General features: G+C 31.9%; 23 protein-coding genes. 7 read left to right on the forward strand and 16 right to left on the reverse strand.

Annotated features, from left to right (window positions below):
• Both ABXT72_RS05060 and ABXT72_RS05065 read right to left on the reverse strand, forming a co-directional pair.
• Entirely contained in the window at nt 1–267 is a 267-nt protein-coding gene (locus ABXT72_RS05060; protein ID WP_168607344.1) for a sarcosine oxidase subunit delta, read from the reverse strand.
• Nucleotides 268–1,524, reverse strand: a complete 1,257-nt coding sequence (locus ABXT72_RS05065; protein WP_415277878.1) for a sarcosine oxidase subunit beta family protein — start codon at nt 1,522–1,524, stop codon at nt 268–270. It abuts the gene before it with no gap.
• Nucleotides 1,525–1,651: 127 nt separating this feature from the next.
• Here ABXT72_RS05065 and ABXT72_RS05070 point away from each other — a divergent pair, with 127 nt between their 5' ends.
• Nucleotides 1,652–3,337: a formate--tetrahydrofolate ligase gene (locus ABXT72_RS05070; protein WP_415277879.1), complete on the forward strand. Its 1,686-nt coding sequence runs from the start codon at nt 1,652–1,654 to the stop codon at nt 3,335–3,337.
• A 3-nt stretch (nt 3,338–3,340) separates the two neighbouring features.
• Here ABXT72_RS05070 and ABXT72_RS05075 read toward each other — a convergent pair whose 3' ends face one another.
• From ABXT72_RS05075 to ABXT72_RS05090, 4 genes are read right to left on the reverse strand one after another with little or no spacing between them, the layout of a single operon-like run.
• Nucleotides 3,341–4,132: a glutamine amidotransferase-related protein gene (locus ABXT72_RS05075; RefSeq protein WP_415277880.1), complete on the reverse strand. Its 792-nt coding sequence runs from the start codon at nt 4,130–4,132 to the stop codon at nt 3,341–3,343.
• Nucleotides 4,129–5,292, reverse strand: coding sequence for an iron-containing alcohol dehydrogenase (locus ABXT72_RS05080; protein WP_415277881.1), 1,164 nt, complete (start codon nt 5,290–5,292; stop codon nt 4,129–4,131). Before ABXT72_RS05080 ends, ABXT72_RS05075 begins: the two co-directional genes overlap by 4 nt.
• 14 nt (nt 5,293–5,306) lie before the next feature.
• Nucleotides 5,307–5,501: a hypothetical protein gene (locus ABXT72_RS05085; RefSeq protein ID WP_415271419.1), complete on the reverse strand. Its 195-nt coding sequence runs from the start codon at nt 5,499–5,501 to the stop codon at nt 5,307–5,309.
• Nucleotides 5,495–6,523, reverse strand: coding sequence for a 2-dehydropantoate 2-reductase N-terminal domain-containing protein (locus ABXT72_RS05090; RefSeq protein ID WP_415277882.1), 1,029 nt, complete (start codon nt 6,521–6,523; stop codon nt 5,495–5,497). Before ABXT72_RS05090 ends, ABXT72_RS05085 begins: the two co-directional genes overlap by 7 nt.
• An 80-nt stretch (nt 6,524–6,603) precedes the next feature.
• Between ABXT72_RS05090 and ABXT72_RS05095 the strand changes: the two genes are divergently transcribed.
• Nucleotides 6,604–7,941 (forward strand): NAD(P)-binding domain-containing protein, encoded by a 1,338-nt coding sequence (locus ABXT72_RS05095; RefSeq protein WP_415277883.1) that lies wholly within the window; start codon nt 6,604–6,606, stop codon nt 7,939–7,941.
• 65 nt (nt 7,942–8,006) lie between these two features.
• On the opposite strand, the gene ABXT72_RS05100 is transcribed toward ABXT72_RS05095, so the two are convergent.
• The 6 genes from ABXT72_RS05100 to ABXT72_RS05125 form a co-directional block, all read right to left on the reverse strand.
• The gene (locus tag ABXT72_RS05100) at nt 8,007–10,160 is read right to left on the reverse strand and encodes an ABC transporter permease (protein WP_415277884.1); all 2,154 of its coding nucleotides are present in this window, start codon (nt 10,158–10,160) and stop codon (nt 8,007–8,009) included.
• A 3-nt stretch (nt 10,161–10,163) separates the two neighbouring features.
• On the reverse strand, nt 10,164–11,195 hold the full coding sequence (locus ABXT72_RS05105) for a quaternary amine ABC transporter ATP-binding protein (RefSeq protein ID WP_415277885.1): 1,032 nt from the start codon (nt 11,193–11,195) through the stop codon (nt 10,164–10,166).
• A 73-nt stretch (nt 11,196–11,268) separates the two neighbouring features.
• Nucleotides 11,269–11,820, reverse strand: coding sequence for a hypothetical protein (locus ABXT72_RS05110; protein ID WP_415277886.1), 552 nt, complete (start codon nt 11,818–11,820; stop codon nt 11,269–11,271).
• A 6-nt stretch (nt 11,821–11,826) separates the two neighbouring features.
• Nucleotides 11,827–12,201, reverse strand: coding sequence for a hypothetical protein (locus ABXT72_RS05115; RefSeq protein WP_415277887.1), 375 nt, complete (start codon nt 12,199–12,201; stop codon nt 11,827–11,829).
• Nucleotides 12,202–12,211: 10 nt separating this feature from the next.
• A complete protein-coding gene (locus ABXT72_RS05120; RefSeq protein ID WP_415277888.1) occupies nt 12,212–12,655 on the reverse strand; it encodes a hypothetical protein in 444 nt (147 codons plus the stop codon).
• 103 nt (nt 12,656–12,758) lie between these two features.
• Entirely contained in the window at nt 12,759–13,703 is a 945-nt protein-coding gene (locus ABXT72_RS05125; protein WP_415277889.1) for an ABC transporter substrate-binding protein, read from the reverse strand.
• Between the two features lie 118 nt (nt 13,704–13,821).
• On the opposite strand from ABXT72_RS05125, the gene ABXT72_RS05130 reads away from it, so the two are divergent.
• Nucleotides 13,822–16,149 (forward strand): DUF1989 domain-containing protein, encoded by a 2,328-nt coding sequence (locus tag ABXT72_RS05130; RefSeq protein ID WP_415277890.1) that lies wholly within the window; start codon nt 13,822–13,824, stop codon nt 16,147–16,149.
• On the forward strand, nt 16,150–16,497 hold the full coding sequence (locus tag ABXT72_RS05135) for a hypothetical protein (protein WP_415277891.1): 348 nt from the start codon (nt 16,150–16,152) through the stop codon (nt 16,495–16,497).
• A 2-nt stretch (nt 16,498–16,499) separates the two neighbouring features.
• Here ABXT72_RS05135 and ppc read toward each other — a convergent pair whose 3' ends face one another.
• Genes ppc through ABXT72_RS05155 form a run of 4 tightly spaced genes read right to left on the reverse strand, consistent with a single transcriptional unit; the run spans nt 16,500 to nt 22,203 of the window.
• Nucleotides 16,500–19,211: a phosphoenolpyruvate carboxylase gene (ppc, locus tag ABXT72_RS05140; RefSeq protein WP_415277892.1), complete on the reverse strand. Its 2,712-nt coding sequence runs from the start codon at nt 19,209–19,211 to the stop codon at nt 16,500–16,502.
• Nucleotides 19,195–20,088: a succinate--CoA ligase subunit alpha gene (sucD, locus tag ABXT72_RS05145; RefSeq protein WP_415277893.1), complete on the reverse strand. Its 894-nt coding sequence runs from the start codon at nt 20,086–20,088 to the stop codon at nt 19,195–19,197. Before sucD ends, ppc begins: the two co-directional genes overlap by 17 nt.
• A gap of 2 nt (nt 20,089–20,090) precedes the next feature.
• Nucleotides 20,091–21,263, reverse strand: coding sequence for a malate--CoA ligase subunit beta (locus ABXT72_RS05150; RefSeq protein ID WP_415277894.1), 1,173 nt, complete (start codon nt 21,261–21,263; stop codon nt 20,091–20,093).
• Between the two features lie 4 nt (nt 21,264–21,267).
• On the reverse strand, nt 21,268–22,203 hold the full coding sequence (locus ABXT72_RS05155; protein WP_415277895.1) for an HpcH/HpaI aldolase/citrate lyase family protein: 936 nt from the start codon (nt 22,201–22,203) through the stop codon (nt 21,268–21,270).
• Between the two features lie 212 nt (nt 22,204–22,415).
• Between ABXT72_RS05155 and ABXT72_RS05160 the strand changes: the two genes are divergently transcribed.
• The 3 genes from ABXT72_RS05160 to ABXT72_RS05170 all read left to right on the forward strand — a co-directional run bounded on the left by ABXT72_RS05160 (nt 22,416) and on the right by ABXT72_RS05170 (nt 26,613).
• A complete protein-coding gene (locus ABXT72_RS05160) occupies nt 22,416–23,591 on the forward strand; it encodes a pyridoxal-phosphate-dependent aminotransferase family protein (protein ID WP_415277896.1) in 1,176 nt (391 codons plus the stop codon).
• A 108-nt stretch (nt 23,592–23,699) separates the two neighbouring features.
• Entirely contained in the window at nt 23,700–25,028 is a 1,329-nt protein-coding gene (locus ABXT72_RS05165; protein WP_415277897.1) for an NAD(P)/FAD-dependent oxidoreductase, read from the forward strand.
• A gap of 115 nt (nt 25,029–25,143) precedes the next feature.
• Entirely contained in the window at nt 25,144–26,613 is a 1,470-nt protein-coding gene (locus ABXT72_RS05170; protein WP_415277898.1) for a glutamine synthetase family protein, read from the forward strand.
• The last annotated feature ends 9 nt before the right edge of the window (nt 26,614–26,622 follow it).

The raw sequence follows: 26,622 nt of genomic DNA on the forward strand, positions 1-26,622 counted from the left end.
TTAAATATCTTCGTTAGCTTTAGCTGTTTTAAATATTTCGTGAGTTGCGGTGTCTCTTTCTACTTTAATCCACTGTCTGCATCCTGATATATGTTGCCATAGCTCTTTGTGTTTTCCCCTTAAGCTTTTTCTATTATAGACAAAGTTATCCCAATCTTGATCTGAAACTTCCTTATTAAGCTCTGGTCTTTTAACAGTTGCATCGCCACCATATGAAAATTCATTTTGAGATCTCATCCCACAGTGAGGGCATTTAATATGCAGCATTTATGAAATCCAAGTCTTTGTTCCAAGTCCTTTTTCATCAAGTAAGTGACCTGTATTAAATCTACTCAAACTATAACCTTCATTTAATTTGTGAACTCTATCTTCTGCAATTGTGTGAGCAAATGTCCATCCTGAAGCTGGTGTGGCTTTAAATCCACCATAACACCAACCACAATTTAAATATAATCCTTCAATATGAGTCTTATCAATAATAGGTGAACCATCCATAGACATATCCATTATCCCACCCCATGTTCTAAGCATTTTTAATTTACTTAAAAAAGGCATCATTGCGATTCCTTCTGTTAATACATGTTGGAGTGTTGGTAAATTTCCTCTTTGCGCATAACTATTATAGCCATCCAAATCTCCCCCCATTACCATTTCACCTTTATCAGATTGGCTTATATAAAAATGTCCTGCTCCAAAAGTAACCACACTATCTAACACAGGTTTCACAGGTTCTGTAACACACGCTTGAAGAAGATGAGTTTCTACTGGTATTGTCATATTTAGTTTTTCAGCTAAAATATTTGTACTACCTGCAACACACAAACCAATTTTCTTAACTTTAATATCTCCTCGTGAAGTTCTTACTCCTTGAATTTTTCCACCTACAACATCAAAACCTGTTACCTCACAGTTTTGAATTATATCTACACCCATTGAATCTGCTTGACGTGCATAACCCCATGCAACAGCATCATGTCTTGCTGTTCCAGCGCTTGGCTGCATTAATCCACCAAATATAGGAAATCTTACATTGTCTGAAAAATCTGCCATTGGAATTATTTCTTTAACTTCTTCTCTATTTAACAAAACTGCGTCAATACCATTTAAACGCATTGAGTTTCCTCTTCTTGCAAAAACATTCATTTGAGCATCTGAGTGTGCAAGGTTAATAATACCTCTTGGAGAAAACATTACATTGTAATTTAAATCCTGGCTCATCTTTCTCCACAGATCCATTCCAAACTCGCTAAATAATGCATTATCATCGTGCATATAATTTGATCTAATGATTGTAGTATTTCTTCCCATATTTCCACCACCAAGCCATCCTTTTTCAATGATAGCTACGTTCGTAATATTATGTTCTTTTGCGAGATAATATGCAGTAGCTAGGCCATGGCCTCCACCACCAATTATGACAACATCATACTCTTTTTTTGGAGTAGCATCTTTCCAGGCTAGGTCCCATTTTTGATGACCGGAGAAAGCATTTTTGATCAAATTAAATATAGAATATTTTTGCATAAGATAATTTTATACAAACGAATATAAATAGTTCTTATTTTTTTTATATATATTTTTTAGAAGTTTCCAAAAAATTAAAATAGGATATCAATTGAGCATTAAAAAATAAATCTTATAGGAGTTTCAAATGAGCGAAGTTAAGTCAGACATTCAAATAGCTAGAGAAGCTAAAATGCAACCTATAAATGATATTTTAGCCAAGATAAATGTACCAGATGAAAGTTCAGCTTTTAGCCCAATGGGCAGACACATTGCAAAGATTAATTTAGAATATTTAGATACTTTAAAAGATAAACCAAATGGAAAACTTATACTAGTTACAGCGATCACTCCTACTCCAGCTGGTGAGGGTAAAACTACAACTTCAGTTGGTTTAAATGACGGATTAAATAAAATTGGAAAAAAATCGATTGTTTGTTTAAGAGAACCAAGCCTTGGGCCTTCTTTTGGGATGAAAGGTGGAGCAGCCGGTGGTGGTTATGCTCAGGTAGTTCCAATGGAACAAATTAATTTACATTTTACTGGAGATTTTCACGCAATAACATCAGCTCATAATTTGTTGTCAGCATTAATCGATAATCATATCTATTGGGGAAATAAATTAGATATTGATGTTAGAAGAATTGTTTGGAAAAGAGTGATGGATATGAACGATCGTTCTTTAAGATCTATAAATATAAACTTAGGTGGAGTTGCAAATGGTTTTCCAAGAGAAGATGGTTTTGATATAACTGTTGCATCTGAAATCATGGCAATCTTTTGCTTATCAAATGATTTAGAAGATTTAGAAAAGAGAATAGGAAATATTACAATTGCCTATACTAGAGATAAAAAACCAGTTTACGCTAAAGACTTAAAAGCACACGGTCCAATGACTGTATTATTAAAAGATGCTATTAGACCTAATGTTACTCAAACTTTAGAAAACAATCCTGCAATTATTCATGGTGGACCTTTTGCTAATATTGCACATGGTTGTAATTCTGTAATTGCAACAAAGACTGGGCTAAAACTTGCTGACTATGTTGTAACAGAAGCAGGATTCGGTGCAGACCTTGGTGCAGAAAAATTTCTTGATATTAAATGCAGAAAGTCAGATTTAAAACCTAGCTGCGTTGTAATTGTTGCAACTATTAGAGCTTTAAAAATGCACGGTGGTGTAGCAAAAGATGATCTTAAAACAGAAAATGTAGAAGCTTTAAAAAAAGGTTTAGTTAATCTTCAAAGACATGTGGAAAATGTTAAAAAATTTGGTTTACCGGTTGCAATAGCTGTTAATCATTTTATTAAAGATACAGATAATGAAGTAAAGGCTTTAATAGAATTTTGTGACACTATTGGTGTTAAAGCAAGTCTCTGTACCCACTGGGCAAATGGTGGTGAAGGTACGAAAGAGCTTGCAAACCATGTTGCTGAATTATGTGAGAAAAACGAAGATAAATTCAAATTTTTATATGAAAGTAAAACTCCTCTATTTAAAAAAATAGAAACAATTGCAAAAGAAATTTATAGAGCAGATGAGGTTATTGCTGATACTAAAATTAGAGATCAATTAAAAAGCTTTGAAAATGCGGGTTATGGAGATTTTCCAATTTGTATTGCAAAAACACAATACAGCTTTTCAACAGACCCAAGCTTAAAAGGCGCACCAACAGGTCATGCTTTGCCAATTAGAGAAATTAAACTCTCTTCAGGAGCAGAGTTTATTGTTGTGATATGTGGTGCTGTTATGACTATGCCTGGACTACCAAGAATTCCAGCAGCAGACTCTATTAAGCTAAATAAAGATGGTGAAATTGAAGGTCTATTTTAAAAATTAGTTCTTTATATAATTTAGCCAATTTCTAACTTCACATGTTCTATCATTGAAATTCAATAATTCATTTTTGGATTTTATATATGAGACATGGTTTTCATACTCTTCTTCAGTTAAAAAATTTTTATTTACAAATAATCGCTCTTTACGACCATTAATAAGATTAAGCATCTGAAAATATTCATAATCAGGATGATATTGTAAGCCGATAATTTCTGAGCTTCCTGCATTAAAGCTAACACCCATTACATTGTTAACTTTGTCACTTGATAAAAGAGTAGTATTTTTTGGCAATTCACTTACTTCATCAAAATTGAATGCTGGTGAGGTAAAAACTTTTTTTTTATCTTTGTATATAAAGTGTTTTTCACCTTCATTGTTAATAATTACATCTGATGCAATTCCAATATGAGCACCATTTTTTCCAGGATTTACTTTACCCCCAGCTGCTGTTGAGCAGACTTGTAATCCCCAACAAATTGCTAAAATCTTATTTTTATGATTAAAGCAATTAGATGCAAAATTGATATGTTTCTTAATGACATCTGTCATATCATTTATTCTCATTGCACCACCAGTAAACACAATGCCATTATATTTACTCATATTTTTTAGAGCACTTGCTGTCTCATCATCATGACCAGGATTTATGATTTCTGTATTTGCTGATGGTTCTATCTTTAAAATTAAATTTTTTAAATTATCTGCTGCAGAACTTCCAGCTGCTTTAATAAAAAACTCACTATCTTCTCTAATATTTCCTTCAACAATTAAAATATTCAAATTATTCATTTAAACAATTCACCATTCATACTGTGCTGATACATTATCTTCATATCATTTTCGGTTAATTTTTTTGGATTTCCTTCAGTAGATGGATCTGCTAAGGCCATTTTTGACAATCTATCAATATCAAAATCCTTTTCATCAATCACTTCTGATAATTTATGCGGCATATCTAGTTTTTTTCTTAAATCTAAAACCCAGTTAACAAAACCATCAAAAGATCTTTCTTTAAGTTCTAAATAATCACAAATCTTTATTATTTTCTTTTCAATTGCATCTTTATTAAAAGTTAATACGTAAGGCATAAATATCGCATTGGATAAACCATGATGAATATTATTTAAAGCATTTACTGGATGGCTTAATGAATGAATTGCCCCCAACCCTTTTTGAAATGCTGTTGATCCCATGCTTGCTGCTGTTAACATATTTTGTCGTGCTTCAATATTTGATCCATTGTTAAATGCTTCAAATAACCATTCATTAATTAGCCTCATACCCTCTAAAGCGATTCCATCAGCCATTGGGTGATATCCTGGTGCACAATATGCTTCCAAATTATGAGCTAGCGCGTCCATACCAGTTGCAGCTGTAATCTTTGCAGGCAAACTAAGTGTTAATACTGGATCTAAAATAACTATTGAAGGTAAAAATTTAGGATGAAAAATTATATTTTTTACACCGGTTTCTTCATTTAAAATTACAGATGCTCGTCCTGTTTCCGATCCTGTTCCAGCAGTTGTTGGTACAGCAATAATTGGTGCAATTTTGTCAGAGTTCGCTTTAGTCCAATTATCACCAACATCCTCAAAATCCCAAATAGGTAAGGTTTGGCCTGACATAAATGCAATAGCTTTACCAACATCTAAGCCACTACCCCCTCCAAAAGCTATTACTCCATCACAATTATTTTTATTATAATAATCAGCACCCTTAGTTACATTGGTGCCAGTTGGATTACCCACAACATCTGAATATAATTCAGCTGAAATACCACCTTCTTTTAAATTCTCTAGAACATTGATTACAATTTTTGATTTAGCAAGACCACTATCAGTCACTAACAATGGTTTATTAATGTTTAAATTTTTGCAAGCAATACTTAGATCTTTAATCCTATCCTTTCCAACCCACATGGTTGTTGGATAATTCCAATTTGACTTCATTTACTGGTCTCTTTTTAATTTTTATTTTTTTTAATTTCTTCTTCACAAAATTTTTTAGCTTCTTCAAGATCTGTAATTTTTGATTTAGATAATTTTTGACTTCCGGCTAGGCAGGCATCGACAGCTCTTTTTAAATTATAATCACTAAAATTTAGAATAACTACCATTCCAAGCACTATAAAAACAAATATTAATATATTTTTTACCATTGAATTTCTAATTTCTTATTTTCACATATAGTGTTTAGCATACTAAACATTAATGGAAAATGTTTAGAATTAAGGTCTTGTAAAATTTTAGGTCCAATTTCTAATGCAAGTTGCGCACCCTCTACTGTAATATTTTTCATAAATTTTTCTTTAGCTTCTTTATATAAATATCCTTCACCTAAATATTTTCCCATTAAACTATTTCTTCCCCCTATTGCACTTACATATAAATCACCTAAACCAGCTAAGCCATAAACAGTTTCTGCTCTTCCTCCATAGAAAGAAACAAATTCAACCATTTCAGAAATTGATCTATGGATTAATGAGGCTGATGTATTTAAATAATATTTAGATTGAATTTCCTTAGGTGCTTTTGAATTGCTTAATCCTTCTGAAGCTCCAATTAACATTGAGTAAATATTTTTAATTGCACCCGATAACTCAATGCCAGTTAAATCATCTGACACTTCTGTCGAATAATAATTTGTTGATATAATTTTTTTTAATCTTTCTGTTTCTTTAATATTTGGATTTGCGATAACAGTGCCTGTTCTCATTTTATATGCAAGGCCTGCTGCTAAACAAGGTCCTTTGATTGCTGAAATATTTACTTCTCCATGACCCTTTTCCTTGAGAAGTTTTTTAATTTTATCTGAAAGTGTTATTAATTCATTGCCTTCTATGGCTAAACCTTTTGTTAATAAAATAATGGGAGTATTTTTTTTATAATTTTTTGATATTTGATTAACAAACCATTCAATTCCTACAGAACTAACTCCAGCAACAATTATATCTACCTCACCCTCAAGTATTGATTGTAATTTTTCAAATTTTTCTACCTTCAATTTTGATGGTAATTCAATATTTAAGGCTGGATGGAAATTATTATTTAATTGAATTTTATTTATTAAATCATCTTCTAAATGTGTGCCAACAAGTGTTACCTCATTCTGGTTTTCAAGGCATGGCACAGCGAATGCTGACCCCATTGCTCCAGCACCAATAATAATAATTTTTTTCATAATACTGTATTTTTTTATATTAATTTTTAGCATTTTGTTGGTAAAGTACAGTTATAAATTTATTAGGGAGAGGTGATTTTATGACAAAAGTAGCAATTATTGGTGCTGGGCCTTGTGGTTTATCTGCTTTGAGATCTTTTGAGCAAGCTGAAAAAAAAGGTGAAAAAATACCTGAAATAGTTTGTTTTGATAAACAAGAAGATTGGGGAGGCTTATGGAATTACAGTTGGAGAACTGGTTCTGACCAATATGGCGACCCTGTACCTAACAGTATGTATAGATATCTTTGGTCAAACGGCCCTAAAGAATGTCTAGAGTTTGCTGATTATTCATTTGATGAACACTTTGGAAAACCAATTCCATCTTTTCCACCTAGAGAAGTTTTGTATGATTATATTTTAGGTAGAGTTAAAAAGGGAAATTTAAAATCTAAAATTAGATTTAATACTTCTGTTAGTAATGTGTCTCATGATGGTAAAAATTTTGAAGTAACTTACCGTGATAAAAAAAATGATAAAATTTCAAAAGATGTTTTTGATTATGTGATTGTATCTACTGGTCATTTCTCAGTTCCATTTATTCCAGAATATCCAGGTATGAAGGCATTTCCTGGAAGAATAATGCACTCTCATGATTTTAGAGATGCAGAAGAATTTCGAGATAAAAATGTTGTTGTTTTAGGAAGTAGCTATTCTGCTGAAGATGTAGCTCTTCAGTGTCATAAGTATGGGGCAAAAAGTGTAACTATAGCCTATAGACATAATCCAATGGGATTTAAATGGCCCGATGGAATGAAAGAAGTTTTTCACCTAGATAGACTTGAAGGTAATAAAGCAATATTTAAAGACGGTCATGTACAAGAAACAGATGCTGTAATTTTATGTACAGGATATCTCCATCATTTTCCTTTTATATCTGAAGATCTTAAATTAAAAACAGGAAACAGATTATATCCACCAAAGTTATATAAAGGTGTAGTTTGGCAAAATAATCACAAATTAATATACCTAGGTATGCAAGATCAATTTCATACTTTCAATATGTTTGATTGTCAGGCTTGGTTTGCAAGAGATATTATAATGGGAAAAATTAAAGTTCCAAGTGACATAGAGATTGAAAAAGATATCAATAAATGGGTATCTCTTGAAGAAAAGTTAGAAAATGCAGATCAAATGATCGATTTCCAAACAGAGTACACAAAAGAACTTCACGATTTATCTGATTATCCAAAAATTGATTTTGAATTAATTAGAAAAACTTTTAAAGAATGGGAACATCATAAAGTAGAAAATATAATGACTTATAGAAATAAGTCCTTTGCTTCACCTGTGACTGGTTCAATTGGTCCGAAACATCATACAGAATGGGAAGTTGCTATGGATGATTCATTGAAAACTTTTTTAGATCAGCCAAAATAATAGATTACGAATTATGATTTTTTGAAATTTTTCAATAGATCATTTTCTGAGTTTGAATATCTTTACTAATTTATACCAAGATGTTTTTTTCTTTGATCAACCCAGGTTCGAATTAAATGATCAAATACTAAGCCTATAAAGGCAACACAAATACCCAACGTTAACCCAATACCTGCACCTTTTTTATCAGATATAGCTTTTAAAATATATTGTCCTAAGTCCTCAGTTCCAATAAATGCTCCAATAATTACCATAAATAAAGCAAAAACAATTGTTTGATTTAAACCAAGCATCATGTGAGGAAGTGCTAAAGGGAATTCAATTTTCATCAATCTTTGTATCTTTGTTACACCTGACATTGAAGCAGCATCATGCAATGAAGCTGGAACACTTCTCAACCCTTCAATAGTATATCTCGTTGCAGGTATAGTTGCATAAACAACTACTGCAATTAATACCGATGTATCTGTAACCCCAAAAAGCATCATTACTGGAATTAAGTATACAAATGAAGGGAATGTTTGAAAAATATCACAGACTCCCAACATAAAACTTGTTGTTTGCTTATTCTGAAAACATAAAGTTCCAACAGTAAAGCCAATTACACAAGATAAGATAACTCCAAAAGTTGCCATATATGTAGTAACTAAAGCTCTGTCCCACCACGGACTTAATGCTATAAATAATGTCAAAGCACCTACTACAAAAGCTGAACGTATTCCTCCAATTATATATCCAGCACCCATAACCAAAACAAATGTTGCAACAATAGGCATCCGTAAATAAGAAGCACGCATAGGCTGCAATACATCTACTATTAACCATGTATTAAAAATTTTTAAAGTTTGAAAGAAAGTATCCCAAATCCAATCAACACCTTTGTTCCAAAAATCTGCTGTTGATATTCCCTTGTTATGTGGAATTTCATATAAATAATTAAAACCTTCTTTAAAATAAAAAGATCCTGCATAAGCAAATATGATTCCAATCAATATTGCACCAGAAAAAAATAATGTATTTTTATATCGCTGAAAAAAAGTTAGGTTACCAAAATAATCTATTTGTTTATTTGCCCAAGCTAAAGATAATTTATCTAGCAATATCGCAATTAAACTAATACATAAACCTGCTTCTAATGCCAATCCGATATTCAACTGATTTAAAGCTAATAACAAATTAAACCCTAAACCTTTGGCTCCTATAAACGCTGAAATTACTGCCATAGAAAAGCACACCATGATAACTTGATTCACTCCAATCAAAATATCTCTTCTTGCAGTTGGAATTAGTACTTTAAACATAAGCTGTAAATTATTACATCCACTCATTTTTCCAGCTTCAATAACTTCAGGAGATACTCCTCTGAGACCTAACAATGTCAGTAGTATCATTGGTGGGACAGCTACAACCATAGTTATGATTACTCCAGCATGATCACCAACACCAAAGAGAACAATTGCAGGAACCAATACCGCATATTGAGGCATAGTCTGCATAACTAAAAGTATTGGATATAAAGCTTTCTCCACGCGTTTACTTTTGAATGCTGCGATCCCTAAGCTCAAACCAAAAATAAAAGATAGTGGTGCTGCAACCAATATAAAAGAAAGTGTTTGCATCGAAGGTTTCCATTGACCAAAAATAGAAATATAAATCATGACTATAGCAGCGAATAGCGCTAAACCTTTGCCACTTAATTTATATCCAAGTATTGCAGCACCTGCTGCAACAATTGTCCAAGGTAGTCCTGGCAATTCTGCCCATGAATTTTCACTTATCCAATCCCAACTTGTAAATGCAACAATAGTTTCAACACCACCTAATAAAATCTCTCTAATTAATTCTATGAGAAATGTTATAAATGAGGTTAAATTTCTCGTTATTTGTAAAACTAGAGGTCGGGTTTTAAATTCTTGGGTGTCTTCATTCCAAAATTCTATTGGCATCCAATCATTCATTAAAAAAAATAATGAATCATTTATCCATATAGGTAACCATCCAAGTAAAGGAGGTAGTCTCCAAAAAACATCAAATGCATAATACCTTACTTCTGCACCAAAGAGTGTGTAAGTGCTTTGATTTGGATCTTTAATGAATTCTGCTTGGCCTCTAATAAATTTATAAGTTTCTGGAACATCAATTGCAAAATATAAAGTAAAAAAAACAATTAACAAAAATAACCACTGGAATACTTTTGGATATCTTTTTAATAATTCCATATTTTAATCATTATTTTTTTTTCCACCAAAAACTGTATGTATTATTTTTGATGGATGAACGGTGCCAACAATTTGATTATTTTCATCAATTACAGATACGGACTTTTCTTGAGTTAAGATTTTTTCAGCAACATTTTCAATTATTTCATTTCTTAAAACTTTTAAATCACTTAAATTTTCATTATTTGGTTTATCCATCACATCTTCTATTTTTAAAACCTTCTCTCTAGGAACTTCTTCAGTAAATTTTTTTACATATTCTGTTGCAGGATTTAACACAATGTTAGCTGGGGTATCCAGTTGTTCAATTATACCATCTTTCATTATTGCAATACGGTCAGCAAGTTTTAAAGCTTCATCAAAGTCGTGTGTAATAAACATAATTGTTTTTTGTAATTTTTCTTGGAGTCTCAAAAATTCATCCTGCATCTCTTTTCTAATTAATGGATCTAATGCAGAAAATGGTTCATCTAAAAACCAAATATCAGGTTCAACAGCCAATGATCGAGCAATACCTACTCTTTGCTGTTGTCCACCAGAAAGTTCTCTTGGAAAATAATTTTCTCTACCATCAAGACCAACAAGCTTTACCATTTCCATTGCTTTATTGATGCTATCTTTAGTTTTAATGCCTTTGATTTGAAGTGGGAAAGCAATATTTTCCACAACTGTTTTATGAGGAAGCAAAGCAAAACTTTGAAATACCATTCCCATTTTATTTCTTCTAAGTTCAATCAGTTCTTTGTTATTTAATGAAAGTAAGTCTTGACCTTCTATAAAAATCTTTCCAGCAGTTGCATCTGTTAATCTAGAAATACATCTTAACAATGTTGATTTTCCTGAGCCTGATAAACCCATCACAACTAACATTTCACCTTTTGAAACTTCAAAAGAGGCATTATTCACACCCACTATACATCCGTTTTCTTGAAATGTTTTGGCATCTACATTTCCATTTGCATCTTGAAGCATCTTTTTGGCATTTGTTCCAAAAATTTTATAAACAGATTCACATTTGATTACTGTATCGGTCATAATGTTTTAATAAGTTATACGAAATAAAAATAAAAAACACTTTTTATATTATTTATACTTATCGTTTTTCTCCTTAAAAATTTTTAATAAAATAAACTCTTGTATCAATTCCAGTACTTAAAAAATTTAAAACCTCTCCTTTAACAGTAATTTTTTCATCTACCCCAACATTATTTCCACTAACTGTAAAACCTGCAAAGCATTTATTATTTTCCTTATTCCATTTAACAAACGTTTCATCAATTTTATTTCCATTAATAGTATAAATATGATGTGCTCTAAAATTCAAAAAATTGGCACCCATAATTGCGCGCTGAGGAATAATCTTTGTTGCGTTGCAGACTTTTTCATATTGCTCTAAAGACAACTTATAATGATCAGTTCCATCATAAAATACTAAAATTCCTGATGGCAAACTTGAAATCAGTTCATTTTGCTTTCTTGTCTCTGCAATTCTTTCTTCTTCTTTTTTCATTTTAGCAATTAGTTCTTCACCCTCACCAAAAATATTATTTAAGATAGCAAAGGAAAAAATTACAATAATTATTAAGATGATAAGGCCTCCAAATTGTCTAACTGGCTCAGATATCTTCTTCAATTTATTTAAATATATATTTTGTAACATTTTTATCTATTCTTGAAATTTGCCATTTTTCCAAATTCCTTTTTTTTCTTTTCCATCGGACCATGTAAATGTTCCCTCTCCATTCATAAACCCATTAGCCCATTCCCCGTCATAAGTTGCACCGTTTGGAAAGGTCAAAATACCCTTTCCACTCCACACACTATTTTTAAACTCACCTTTATAAATATATCCATTAGGCCAAGTCTCAACTCCTTGTCCTTGTTTTTGTGTGCCAATCCAATTCCCTTCGTATGTTGTTTTGTCAGTGTAAGTCCATTTACCAAAGCCATCTTTACAGTTTCCTTCGCAACCTGTCTTTCGAGCTGATACTGATGTTGCAACTAAAAAACTTAAAGCTATATAAAATAAATATTTTTTCATTTTTTTAAATTTAGCTACATAAGTAAAAAGAAATATTTTTTTCAAGATTATCACTTTTTATACCTATTGTAATTTCGTGAACTAATTCACCTGATTTTCTGTTAATTATACCTGATTCTGAGTAATTTTTTCTTTCATCAAAAGCTTTGAATAAAACTATGTCTTTATTTACAACTTTTACTTCAAATTTTGCAGTTTGTGAGAGGAACAATGATAACCCATTAATCAAAAGTTTTTCTGGTCTCTTTGCAACGATTTCTAATTTATCTAAATCTTGATTATCTAAATCTTTTGCTAAAAAAGTTTTATAATTATATTCTGAGTTCTTGAGTATTTTCTTTTCTAATTCACATACAAAACCAATTTTAATATCCTCTTGTATGTCTATATTTTTTGCAAAAGAAGAATTAAAAACTAATAGACTGATAGATATATATAAAAAAAACTTTATCATTTAATTAAAAAGTCCGTAATTTGAATTTGTGCGAAAGCACATTCTTTAAAAAAAATCCCCCCCAACATTGTTGGGAGAGATTTCAATTTATTAACTGTTACCCTTATTTAGTAAAAGCTTGCCAAACACTCTTATTATCAGCTAACCATTTTTTAGCTGCATCTTCATGAGTCAATTTGTCAAGGTCAACTAAAGCAGCCATTGCACCAATGTGACTTGTAGAGAATGACATTTTTTTAAATGCCGCTGCTGCTGCTGGATGTGTTTTTGGAAAGTCTGCAGTTACAGCCTTTTTCAAATAACCATCTGGCGAACCACATTTTCCATCACCACCGTCTTCTGGTCTACAACCTGCTGAATATGGAGGGAAATCTATAAAAGTAAAACCAGCACCATCTGTAAAGTTTGGTGTCCAGTTGAATATTATAGTTCCTCTTCCTTCTTTTTCAGCTGATTTAAGTTCTGCCCAAAGTGCATCTGCACTTCCAGCAAATTTAACAGTCCAAAGATCTCCAAGTCCTAAAGCATCAACCCTTTGAGGTATTAAATCTCCATGCCAACTTTGCGGACCTTCTAGCATTCGTCCTTTTCCACCTGAGTCAGGTGTTGTAAAGTTTTTAGCACAAGCTGGATTTTTTAATGCAGTCCAGTCTGGAAGACCAGGACATAATCCTTTTTCAGTAACCCAGTTTGGATATCCCATATCTTCAAGCGTTCGAGCTTCATGATCTCCCCAGTCAACTAAACCACCTTTGTCTAGCGCTGTAGTAAATGATTTTCCAAACGCAGATTCCCACACTTCATGAGATAAACTTACATCGCCGATACGAATTGCTTCATAAACTGCTTGTGAGTCTGTATTTACATATTTTACATTATTTCCCATACTTTCGAAAATTCCACCAATAACATGAGCCATTACAATTTGGCTGGACCAGTTATGAGTTGGAATAACGATAGGTTTTTTACTATCTGCTGCATTAGATACTCCAGCAAAACTAACTGCTGAAATTACCAAGGCAGATATTAATGATACTATTTTTTTCATTATATTCTCTCTCCTTAATATTAATGTTTAAGTAAGCATGTTCTCACTTATTAAATTTATAGTCAATGGCCTTTGATTATATTAAGTTAATGTTAAATTATTTAAATTTATACTGGCAATGCTGCATACTAGTAACGATATACGAAATCCTGGACTAAGAACATTACCACCTGGAGTTGAAAGATATTTTGTAAGAGGTGGTGGACTTTCTATAATAGAAGTTTTGCCAGAAGATAAAATAGAGATCATTAATGAAGAAGGAAGACAAATTTGTGAAATAATTGTTTTTAATTCAAAAGGCAAATCAGATCTATCTATTTTAAATTTAAAAGAAAATGCTAATGCAGATTTTTCAAAAAAAACTATTGCTAATGATGAAAAAATTTCAAAGCTGCTAAAGAAAAAAAACCTTAATTTAAATAATGCTAAATCATCAATTGTTTTTAGTGAAGATTGTTTTATGGGTGAAAAAATAACATTAACCTCAAAAGATAAATGTATTGTAATGATTGCTGCACCTGGTGATGCAATGAATGTCCATGAACAAAATCCACCTACAGATTTAACTATTTTTTTAAATAAAGCTAAATTTATTGAAACAGATGAACAATTTATTTTGCCAGATCCGCTTAGTGATCCAATTATTGAACAACTTGTAAAAAGAAGAACTGCTGAAACTTATGAGGTAAAAGCTGGTGAATATATTCAGATAATTGATCCAGGCGGAAGGCAATGCTCTGATTTTCTAGCTTTTGATACACAAAAATTAAATGACGGCATTGAAAGTATTATTGATGATAAAGCAACACGAACTTTTATGGGTGGTGCTTACCCAGGTCCTGGATTATTTTCAAAGTTTTATGATGGTGATCATGAAGCTATGATTGAAGTTGTAAGAGATACAGTTGGAAGACATGATACTTTCAATCTTGCTTGTACATCCAAGTATTATGAAGACATGGGGTATATGGGTCATATTAATTGTACAGATAACTTCAATAAAGGTTTAAAAAAATATGATGTTAATCCTCGAAAGGGCTGGTCTGCTATAAATCTTTTTTTTAATACAGCAATTGATGCAAATAATGTTGCTTCTTTTGATGAGCCTTGGTCAAGACCCGGCGACTATGTTCTATTTAGAGCTTTAAAAGACTTAACATGCGTGTCTTCTGCTTGCCCATGTGACGTTGATGGAGCAAATGGCTGGAATCCCACTGATATTTTTGTTAGGACTTATCCTAAAGAAAAAAAATATTCAAAAGCAATTGCATTTAGAATGAAAACAGAATCAGAACCAAAATTAACACAAGAAACAGGTTTCCATAAAAAAACCTCTGAACTAACAAGAAACTTTGTTGAATATAAAGGTTTCTGGCTTGCAAATAACTTTACTAATTCTGGTACGATAAAAGAATACACAGCTTGTAGAGAAAGTGCGATAGCTACTGACTTATCACCTCTTAGAAAGTTTGAAATCCTAGGGCCAGATGCAGAAAACTTAATGCAATATACTCTTACAAGAAATATTAAAAAATTATCTGTAGGACAGGTTGTTTATACAGCAATGTGTTATGAAAATGGGTGCATGTTAGATGATGGTACATTGTTTAAATTAGGCCAAGATAACTTCAGATGGATTGGTGGAGATGAATACAGTGGTGAATGGCTAAAAGAACAAGCTAAAAAGAAAAATTATAAAGTTTGGATAAAATCTGCAACAGATCATATTCACAATATTGCAGTTCAAGGACCCAATAGTAGAAAAATTTTAGAAAAATTTGTATGGACACCTCCAATACAGCCATCAATTACTGAACTAGATTGGTTTAGATTTAATATCGCAAGAATAGATAATGAAACAGGTACACCGATTGTTGTTTCAAGAACAGGTTACACTGGTGAACTTGGATATGAAATATGGTGTAATCCAAAAGATGCTGCTGAAGTTTGGGATGAAGTTTGGGAAGCAGGAAAAGAATTTAATATTACGCCATTAGGTTTGGAGGCTTTAGATATGGTTCGTATAGAAGCTGGTCTTATTTTTTATGGTTACGAATTTGACGATCAAACAGATCCTTTTGAAGCTGGAATTGGTTTTACCGTTCCTCTAAAAACCAAAGAAGATAATTTTATAGGTAAAGAAGAGTTGGTTAAAAGAAAAGCTAACCCACAAAAAAAATTAGTTGGTTTAGAATTAATTGGCCATGAGCCAGCAGTAAATGGAGATTGTGTTCATATAGGCCGTGGACAAGTAGGTATAATAACTAGCGGAATGTTATCACCTAAACTTGGTAAAAATATTGCACTTTGTAAAATTGATGTAAAATATGCCGAGATAGGAACGGAAGTTGAAATTGGTAAACTTGATGGTCACCAAAAAAGAATTGGTGCAAAAGTTGTTCCCTTCCCTTTCTACGATCCAACAAAATCAAGGGTGAGGGCTTAAATGCAAAAAACAAAAGATTTACTAAATTTTTGGGAAGAACAAATGAAACACTCTCATACTTCAAGCAATTATTTTTTTAGAAAATCACCATCACATTATCACATGATGTTATTAGTTATGTCAGCATACAAACATAAAGAAAAATTATCTGTAGAAGAACTTAAAACAAAACTTTTTAAAACATCTAGACCAAAATCTGCACTAATAATTAATGAAGCATGTGAAAAAAATTTTTTTCTTTTAGAAAAAACTTCAATAGATCAGAGAAAAAAAAATATTAAGCCTACTGAATCTTTTGTAAAAGAATTTGAAGAATACATAGAAACTTTAAAAGGTCTGGTTCTTTAAAGTTATCCAACATTCTTCATAGCGGCAGCAATACCAGCAATTGTAATTAACATTGCATCTTTTAAGTATTTTTTATCTTTAATTTCTAATTTAGATTTATTTAATTTTTTCATTATGTCTGCTTGTAAAATATTTAATACCTCTGCGTAAGTGTTTCTAATTCTGATAGATTTTCTATATTCTTTTCTTTTTTCTATAATATATTTTGGAATAATTTGTTTGTTTACCTTTGTAAGTGATAATAATTCTTTTCTCAGTCTTTCACCTGTAATATTTAAGTTTTTATCCCCTAAACATTCTTCATAAAATTTACTCACTCTTTGGTCTGTTTTTACTAGAACCATATCAAGCATGTCCATCTGTGCATTAAAAAAAGGCCATTTAACTACCATTTCTTTTAAAATATTTCTATTTTTTATTCCAAAGTTCAAAGCCTTAAAGGTTCCAAGCCAAGCGGTCAAAAGAAAGCGTATTTGAGTCCATGCAAACACCCAAGGTATTGCTCTTAAACTTTCAATGCCTTTAGATTTATTTCTTTTTGTGGGTCTTGAACCAATAGACAATTTTTCTAATATTTTTTGCGGTGTTATTTTAAAGTAATATCTTAAAAAATCTTTATCATTGAGATTACTTCGATAATCTTTACTGGAAATTTTACTCATCTCATCCATTAATTTTCGCCATTGTTTTTTTGGTTTTATTGGTGGAGATAAAGTTGCTTCTAAAACAGACCCTATATATGTGCCCAAGTTATATTCGGCTAAAGACTCGGTTGCATATTTTTGCTGTATAACCTCTCCTTGTTCAGTTACTCTTGTATGTCCATTAACAGTTCCTGGAGGTTGAGATAATAATGCTTCATAAATTGGTCCTCCTCCTCTTCCAACCGATCCGCCACGTCCATGAAATAAAGTTAAATTAACATTAAATTTATTTGAAACGGTTTGTAGTTCTTCTTGAGCCCGATATTGAGCCCAACTAGCGGCAAGTTTTCCCGCATCTTTACTTGAGTCTGAATAACCAATCATCACTTCTTGATTTTTTTTAAAACATTTTAAGTACCATGGGATATTATAAAGTTGATCAACTACCTTACTTGCATTTTGAAGGTCTAACAAAGTTTCAAATAATGGAACAGTTCTTAAACATGATTTAATTCCAGATTTTTTTTGAAGGACTAATACTGTCAATATGTCTGATACTTTTGATGCCATAGAGATAACGTAAGCTCCCATACATTCTTTTGGTAATTTTGAAATCATTTTAAATGTAGCCCATGTTTCACTATCATCTTTATCAAATTTCATTGCTTTTGATATTAGGGGTCGCTTAGAATTAAATTCACTTGATAGAAAATTATTTTTTTCACCTTCTGACCAATTATTAAAATCTCCAAGACCTAAGTGTTTACAAATGTTAGTCATCAGTTTTTTATGCCTGCTGGCCTCTTGTCGTATATCTAATTTTACAAGATTTAAACCAAAAGTATGAGCTCTTCTCAATAAATCAAGTATTGAGCCGTCTGCTATTGCTTCACATTTAATTTCATATAATGATTTATAAACTACGTTTAAAGGGTTTATAATTTCATTAATTGATTGAATAACTAAAGTATTATTTAAAGGTTTTTTTTCATTTAAAAATAATTCAATTTCTTTTTGTGTAGTTTTTAACTTATCCCTAACTGGTCTTAAGTAAGTTCTGTAAGGCTCATGACTGTTTTTTGATTTTTTTTTAATAATATTTGAACACTCATGCATTGATAACTTTTGAATAATTTTAGTAAATTCTCTTTCATATAGGTTTGCAGCCTCCCATCTCGATAATAAAATTACTTCTTGAGTAATTTTTGCAGTAACATTGGGGTTTCCATCTCTATCCCCACCCATCCATGAGCCAAATAGTAATGGAGAATAATCAGTTGGTAGTTTTTTACCTGTATAATCTTGAATAGCCTTATCATAACGAGATATAATTTTTGGTACAGCATTCCACAAACTATCTTCTATTACAGCTAATCCCCACTTAGCCTCTTCTACTGGTGTTGGTTTTAATCTTTTTAATTCATCAGTTTTCCAAATTGAAGTAATTTCCTCATGAAGATTTCTTTCTAAAGTGTCTTTTTCTTTAATAATATTTTTTATTTTAAATATTCTTGATTTATTAAATTTTTCTAAAAGATTATTTACTTCTGTATATTTTTGAATAAGCGTTCTTCTTTTAACCTCTGTTGGATGGGCTGTTAAAACTAGATCTACTTTTAGATTTTTAGCACACTGATAAAATTGTTCTTTTGAAGTAGCTTTTTTTTTTATTAATTTTTCGATTGCATCTTCTAAAACTATAAATGAATCTGATTCTTGTTTTTTTTGATTTTTTTTTTCATCTATCTTATGTACATTATCAAGAGACTCAGCTAAATTTGAAAAATTTAAAAATTTACTAAATGAACGGGCTATTATTAAAGATTCTTTAGAATTTAATTTTTTAATACTTGATATTAATTGTCGAAATTTTTTTGTTTCATTTAATTTTATTTTTTTTTTATTTTTAGCACCTCTGCTTGCTTTTGATAAAAATCTTATTTGTTCTATCTTATTGTAAAGTTTGATTCCTTCTTGCTCTTTAACCACTTTACCTAAAATATTTCCTAATAAATTTATATTTTTTGAAAGTTCTACGTTCTTTATTTTATAATCAATTCTTTTTAGCATTTAAAACTTGTTTTACAGTGTGTCCCATTACAGATGGGTTTTTTGAAATTATTACCCCATACTCTTCTAAGAGCTTAACTTTTTCAACTGCACTTTCTCCATACGCTGAAACTATAGCCCCTGCATGCCCCATAACTCTTCCTTTTGGAGCTGTTAAACCAGCTATATAGGCAACCACAGGTTTTGACATATTCTCTTTAGCAAATTTACCTGCAGCTACTTCTTGGGGACCACCAATTTCACCTATCATTAATATAACTTCTGTATTTTTGTCTTCTTCAAATTTTTCAATAATATCCTTAAATGAACTTCCATTAATAGGGTCTCCACCAATTCCTACACTTGTGGAAATTCCTATTCCTAAATCTTTTAATTGTTGTGCTGCCTCATATCCTAAAGTTCCTGATCTTCCAATAACTCCAACATTACCTTCTTTATAAATATGTCCAGGCATTATACCTAGTAGAGCTTTACCTGGGCTAATTACTCCAGCACAATTTGGTCCTATAAGTGTCATTTTTTCTGATTTTGAGTACCGTCTCATATAACGTTTTATTTTAATCATATCGTGAGAGGGAATTCCGTCAGTAATAGCAACGCATGTTTTTATTCCTGCGTCGGCGGCCTCCATAGCCGAATCCGCAGCAAATGCTGGTGGCACAAATAGCACAGAAGCGCTAGCTCCTGTATTTTTTACAGCCTCTTTAACTGTGTTAAAAACTGGCAGACCCAAGTGAGTTTGCCCACCTTTTCCAGGTGTCACTCCTCCAACTATGTTTGATCCATATTTTAGCATTTCATCAGAGTGAAAAGATCCTATTTTACCAGTAAAACCTTGGACTATTATTTTTGTTTTTTCATCAATTAATATTGTCATGATTATTTCTTTAATTCCTTTAAAGCTTTTACAGCTTTATTTGCTGCATCCTCTAAGGTTGTTGCTTCAATATAATTAATCTTACTTTCTTTTAAAATTTTATTACCTTTTTCAACATTAGTTCCTGCTAACCGTATTATAAGCGGCATATTGATATCTATTTTTTGCAAAGCTTGAATTATACCTTCTGCTACCCAATCACACCTATTTATCCCTGCAAAAATATTGATCAATATGACTTTTACTTTTTTATCCATCAATATTAATTTAAATGCTTTAACAATTTTTTCAGGTGTGGCTCCTCCACCAACATCAAGAAAATTTGCTGGTTCACCACCTGCTAATTTAATCATGTCCATTGATGCCATAGCCAAACCTGCTCCATTAATTATATTCCCAATATTTCCTTCAAGACTTACATAATTAAGCCCTCTATCAGATGCATAAATTTCATTAGTATTTTCTTGTGTTTTATCTCTAAGTTCTGAAATTTGGTTTCTTCTAAATAAAGCATTGTTATCAAAGCTCATTTTACAATCTAATGCTAAGATTTGGTCTTGTTCTGAAATAACTAAAGGGTTTACCTCAACCATAGTGGCGTCTAATTCACTAAAAGCTCGATAACATCCAATTATAGCTTCTGCTGTTCTTGATATCAATTCAGGTTTAATTCCTAATCCAAAAGCAATTTCTCTTGCTTGAAATTTTTGCATGCCAACTGCAGCTTCTATTTTTGATCTAATTATACTTTCTGGTTTTTCTTGTGATATTTCTTCAACACTCATTCCACCTTCTGTTGAAGCAACAACCATTATACATTCAGAACTTCTGTCAAAAACTAATCCTAAATATAATTCCTTTTTAATCTCTGTTGCTTCTTCAATATAAACTCTATTAACAATTTTTCCCTCTGGTCCTGTTTGATTTGTAACTAATGTTTTTCCAAGAAGTTTATCTGTTGCTTGAGCAACTTCTAAAGCGGTATTGCAAACTATAATTCCTCCTGCTTTACCCCTTGCCCCAGAATGAACTTGCGCTTTTACTACCCATTTTGATCCGCCAATTTCTCGCGCTTTATTTTCAGCATTTTCTGGACTGTATACAATTCCTCCTCTCGGTATTGTAACACCAAAACCTGCAAGTATTTTTTTTGCCTGATATTCATGTATGTCCATTTTGTTAGCCTTTGATAAGTTTATTAATATTTACAATATTTTCTGCCATGCGAGCTGAAGCAGCATCAATCATTCTCCCATCTAATTGTGCAGCACCTTTTCCTTCTTTTGCTGCTTTCTCAAGTTCTTCAATGATTCTTTTAGCTTTGTTTACTTCGGCTTCTGGTGGTGAAAAAACTTTATTTGCCAGTTCAATTTGTGAAGGATGAATTGCCCACTTCCCTTCTATACCAATCGCAGCAGCCCTTTTTGCAGATTCTATGTATGCATCTGGATCATTAAAATCTCCAAAAGGTCCATCAATTGCTCGTAAGCCATATGCTCTACAAGTCATAACAAGTTGCGACAACCCGTGATGCCATTGGTCTCCTGGGTAATCAGGATTTAATCCTCCAATTACAACTGTTCTCGCTCTTAAACTTGCAGCATAATCTGCTACGCCGAAATGTAATGCTTCAATTCTGCTACTAGACTTAGCAATTTCTTTTATATTTGACATTCCTAATGCAGTTTCAATTAAACATTCTATTCCAATTTTATTTTTAAATTTCTTATTGGTTTCTATTTGTGTCAAAAGACAATCAACCATATATACATCACTAGCTGTACCTACTTTTGGAATAAGTATTGTGTCAATTCTATCACCTGCCTCTTCTACAATTTCAATCAAATCACTATACATATAGTGTGTGTCGAGACTATTAATTCTTACAGAAATAGTTTTTCCTTTTTTTCTCCAATTTATTTCTTTAAGTGCTTTAATTACATTCGCCCTAGCAGATATTTTATCATTTGGTGAAACTGCGTCTTCAAGATCTAAAAAAATATAGTCTGCACTAGAGTTAAGTGCTTTTTCAAACATTTTAGGAGATGATCCAGGAACTGCTAATTCACTTCTTTGTAATCTTGGACGTGCAGGCTCATAAAATTTATGGCTCATTTTTTCTCCAAATTAATTTGGAAAAAGAATACAAGTAAACTTTTCAAGAGAAGATATGCGCTCTTTTTCCGTTTATAATCACAAACTATAAAAATTTTAAAATGAAATAAATGATATTTTATATAATTATTAACAAGTCATATTATTTATTATTAAAAACTATATATAAAAGAAATATGTGACTATTTCTTAAAATAAATTAGATTTATCATATGATAAAATCAAATAGTCATAAAGCAGGCAGGCATTTTTTACAAGTTCCTGGACCTACAAATATACCTGATCGAGTTCTTCAGGCTATGGCTTTTCCAGCAATGGATCATAGAGGTCCTGATTTTCAAAATTTATCTTTTAATGTTTTAAAAAAAATTAAATTAATTTTTAAATCTGAAGATCCTGTTGTTATTTTTCCAAGCGCTGGCACAGGTGCTATGGAAGCTTCTCTAGCTAACACTTTAAGTGAAGGAGATAAAATTTTAATGTTTGAGACGGGACATTTTGCTACTGAATGGTGTCAGGCTGCACGAAGATATAGATTAGATGTTGATTTTATTCCGGGGGACTGGCGGACAGGAGCTGATCCAAAAATTGTCGAAAAAAAATTAAGCGAAGATAAAAACCATAAAATAAAAGCTGTCTTAGTTACTCATAATGAAACATCTACAGGAATTAAAAGCCAAGTAGAAGAAGTAAGAAAAGCTATTGATAGTACAAATCATCCTGCATTATTTATGGTTGATACTATTTCTTCGTTGGGTTCTTATAATTATGATCATCAAAAATGGAAAGTTGATGTTACAGTTGGTGGTTCTCAAAAAGGTTTGATGTGCCCTCCAGGTTTATCTTTTAATGCAATAAGTCCTAAAGCTTTGGAGGCTTATAAAAAATCCAAAATTACTAAATCTTATTTTGACTGGGGACAAATGTTAGATAATAATAAAAATGGATTTTATCCTTACACCCCTGCTGTAAATTTATTATACGCTTTAAATGAAGCAGTTGATATGCTTTTAGAAGAAGGTTTAGAAAGTGTATTCAAAAGGCACAAAAGACATGCTGATGCTACAAGAATTGCAGTGGAAGCTTGGGGTCTTGAAATTTTAGCCAGAAACCCAATTGAAAGATCAGATTCAATAACTGCAATTATGGTTCCAGATGGACACGATTCAGATAATCTTAGAAAAATAATTTATGATAACTACAATATGTCCTTAGGAACTGGTCTTAATAAAGTAAAAGGTAAAGTATTTAGAATAGGTCATATGGGTGACTTAAATGACTTAACCTTAGCTGGAACCCTATCGGGGGTTGAAATGGGCTTAAAAAAATCTGGAATTCCTTTTAATAAGGGTGGCATAATGGCCGCACTAGATTTTCTTTCAAAATAAAATCATGCTTTATTCTCAAATAATCTCTGTAATAAAATATATACAAGTTTTTACTTATATAAAAAATACTTTTATTTTTAAAAATTATTAGTTATGGAGAAAGGATATATGTCTAATTTACCAAAAAAAGCAAAAGTAGTAATTATTGGTGGTGGTATTCACGGCTTAAGTACAGCGTGGAAACTTTCAGAAACTTATAAAAATGAAAACGATATAGTTGTTCTAGAAAAAAAGGATATTGCAGCAGGTGCAAGTGGTATTGCTTGTGGTGTTGTTAGAAATAATTATTTTCAGCCAGCAATGAGGGAATTGATGGCTCATTCTGTTTCAGTTTGGGAAAGTGATCCAAAAGCATTTAAATATAATTCTGTTGGTTACATGCAAATATCTCCAGAGGTTATGCATGAAGATGTTGCAACAATTTATGAACAACAAAAAGCAATAGGGTACGAATCAGAATTTATTGAAGGTGAAAAAGAATGTACTAAATACATGAAAGGTATGTTTGATGATTGGCAGGCTCAAGAAATAACATCCATCCTACACGAAAAAAAAGGTGGCTATGCATTTAACAAAGATTCCATTAAAGCTCTTGAAGAAAAATCAACATCAAATGGAGTGAAGGTTATTAAAGGAGTAAAAGTTACAGGGTTTAAAAGAGGCAGTAATAGCAAAGCTGTTACAGGAGTTGAAACTGATAAAGGTATAATTGAATGTGATCAGGTCGTTGTTGGCGCTGGTCCTTGGGTTAGAGATTTTTGGAATATGTTAGATCTGCCAAAAACCACTAATATTAAAGGTAAAGATGGAAAATTTCATGAAACTGAAATGTGGAAATATTGGATGCTTCAAGAAGGAGTTATTGGTGTTGATAAAGATTTTTTAAAAACAAATGATGGTGGTCAACCCCCAGTTATTCATGTCGACTCAACTGCACCATTATATTCTGACAGAGATAAAAAACTAATTACAGATAAGATTTGGGGAATTTATTACAAGCCAGATATTGAAGGTTTAGGTGTTCAAGGAGGAACTTCTCCTTATATTGTTGATAAACACTTTGATAAAGTAAATATTGATCCCTATGGACTTGAATCCCCCGAGTTTCAAACTACTGAAGCATTTAATGATATGTGGTGTTCAGCTTTAGCACATTGCCAAAAAAGATTTGAAGGAAAATCAGACCTATACAGAAAAGGACCTTCAGGTGGTCTTGGATGTATGACGCCAGATGCGTTTCCAATTTTTGATAGATTTTTAGAAAACGTTTATATGATTGCAGATGCTAACCATGGGTATAAAATGATTGGCGTTGGAGAACTTGTTGCAAAAGAAATTCTTGGAACTGAAAGTGATTTATTAAAACCCTTTAGATTCAATCGTTACGAGAAAGGTGAACTGCATCCTACCTCGAACAGTCCCTTCCCTTGGAGTTAATTTTATAGCCACTAGTTATAAAAATTATATATATTTAATATAATCAAGAAACCTAGACACCCTTAAATTTTTCAGTTACGGTTCGTTAAATAAAAATTCATTAGAGGGAGAGATAATGACAGATTTAGACAAGCATGTTGCACAACCTGGTAGAAACAAATTAGTAAAACAAGTTAGAGCTAAAATTGATGAGCTAGGTATTGAATATATTTATTTTCAATTTATTTCTGTTACTGGAAGAGTTGTTGGAAAAGGCATTCCTACTGATCATTGGGAAAGAACTTGTGAAAAAGGTTTTCAATTAGTTTATGGAGCAACAGCAAACTTATTTGTTGATCGTCATGGAGACTATATTGGTTATGGTCCAGAAGCAAAAGAGTTAGTTGGTATACCTGATCCTGAAACTTTTTGTCAACTTCCTTGGGATAAAAAAGTTGCAAGAGTATTCGTTACTTGCTTTAGAAATAGAGAAGAAAGAGAAAATCCTGGTGCACATCTAACTTCAGATTGTCGAGGAAATTTAAGAATACATGCTCAAGAATTTAAAAAGAAACATGGGTACCAATTAAGAGTTGGAACAGAACCAGAAATGATGTGGTTAACTAAAAATGAAGATGGTTCACCTACTGGTAAAGGTTTTTCTAAACCTTATTGCTATCACATAGATCAATTTGAGTCGTTAAGACCAGTTTTCATGCAAGTTTTTAAATACGCTAGAGCAATGGGTTTTGACATGATTCAAGGTGATCATGAAGATGCACCAGGGCAATTAGAATTAAACTGGATGTACGATGATGTTTTAAGAAATGCAGATAGACTTTCAACTTATAGACAAATTTGTGCACAGGTTGCTAGAGAGTTTAATTTGATAGCTTGCTTTATGACAAAACCTTTTATGGGAGTGTCAGCAAGTGGTTGTCATACAAATATGTCTTTGTGGAAAGGTGGAAAAGATAAAATTAATAAATTATCCCACAAATCAATACCAGCTATGGATGATGTTTTTACTTATGTTGAGGGTGGAACTAATTATTTTATGCCTGACACTAAAGATATTCAATTACCTGGTAAAGTTGGATTAAAAGCGATTGGTGGAGTAATGAAACATTTGGGTGCACTGACTGCAATTGGTTCTTCAACTGTTAACTCATATAGAAGATTGTGGGATACAGGATTTTGGGCGCCCGTTTATGCAGACTGGGGATTTCAAAATAGAACTTGTGGTTTAAGAGTTTCTGCTCCAGGTAGATTTGAATACCGTTCTGTAGATTCAATGCATAATCCTTATTTAATGGGATCTGGATTATTAAAATGTTTTGATGACGGAATAACAAATAATATTGATCCTGGAAAACCTGAGTCTAGAAGTATGTACGACGCTCAAGCTGCTGGAAAAATAGTTAAAAAACTACCCATGAGTCTTGGTGAAGCTTTAAATCGTTTAGCAGAGGATGAGGTTATAAAATCAGCTATGCCAGACGAAATGTATAAAGTTTTCCATTGGTATAAAAATGATGAATGGGAAAAATTTTTAGGTGCAACAACTCAGTGGGATCTAGATACTTATCTAGACTGTCTACCGTAATCTTTAATA

Source organism: Candidatus Pelagibacter sp. Uisw_094, assembly GCF_047729535.1.
In the GTDB taxonomy this organism is placed as follows: domain Bacteria; phylum Pseudomonadota; class Alphaproteobacteria; order Pelagibacterales; family Pelagibacteraceae; genus Pelagibacter.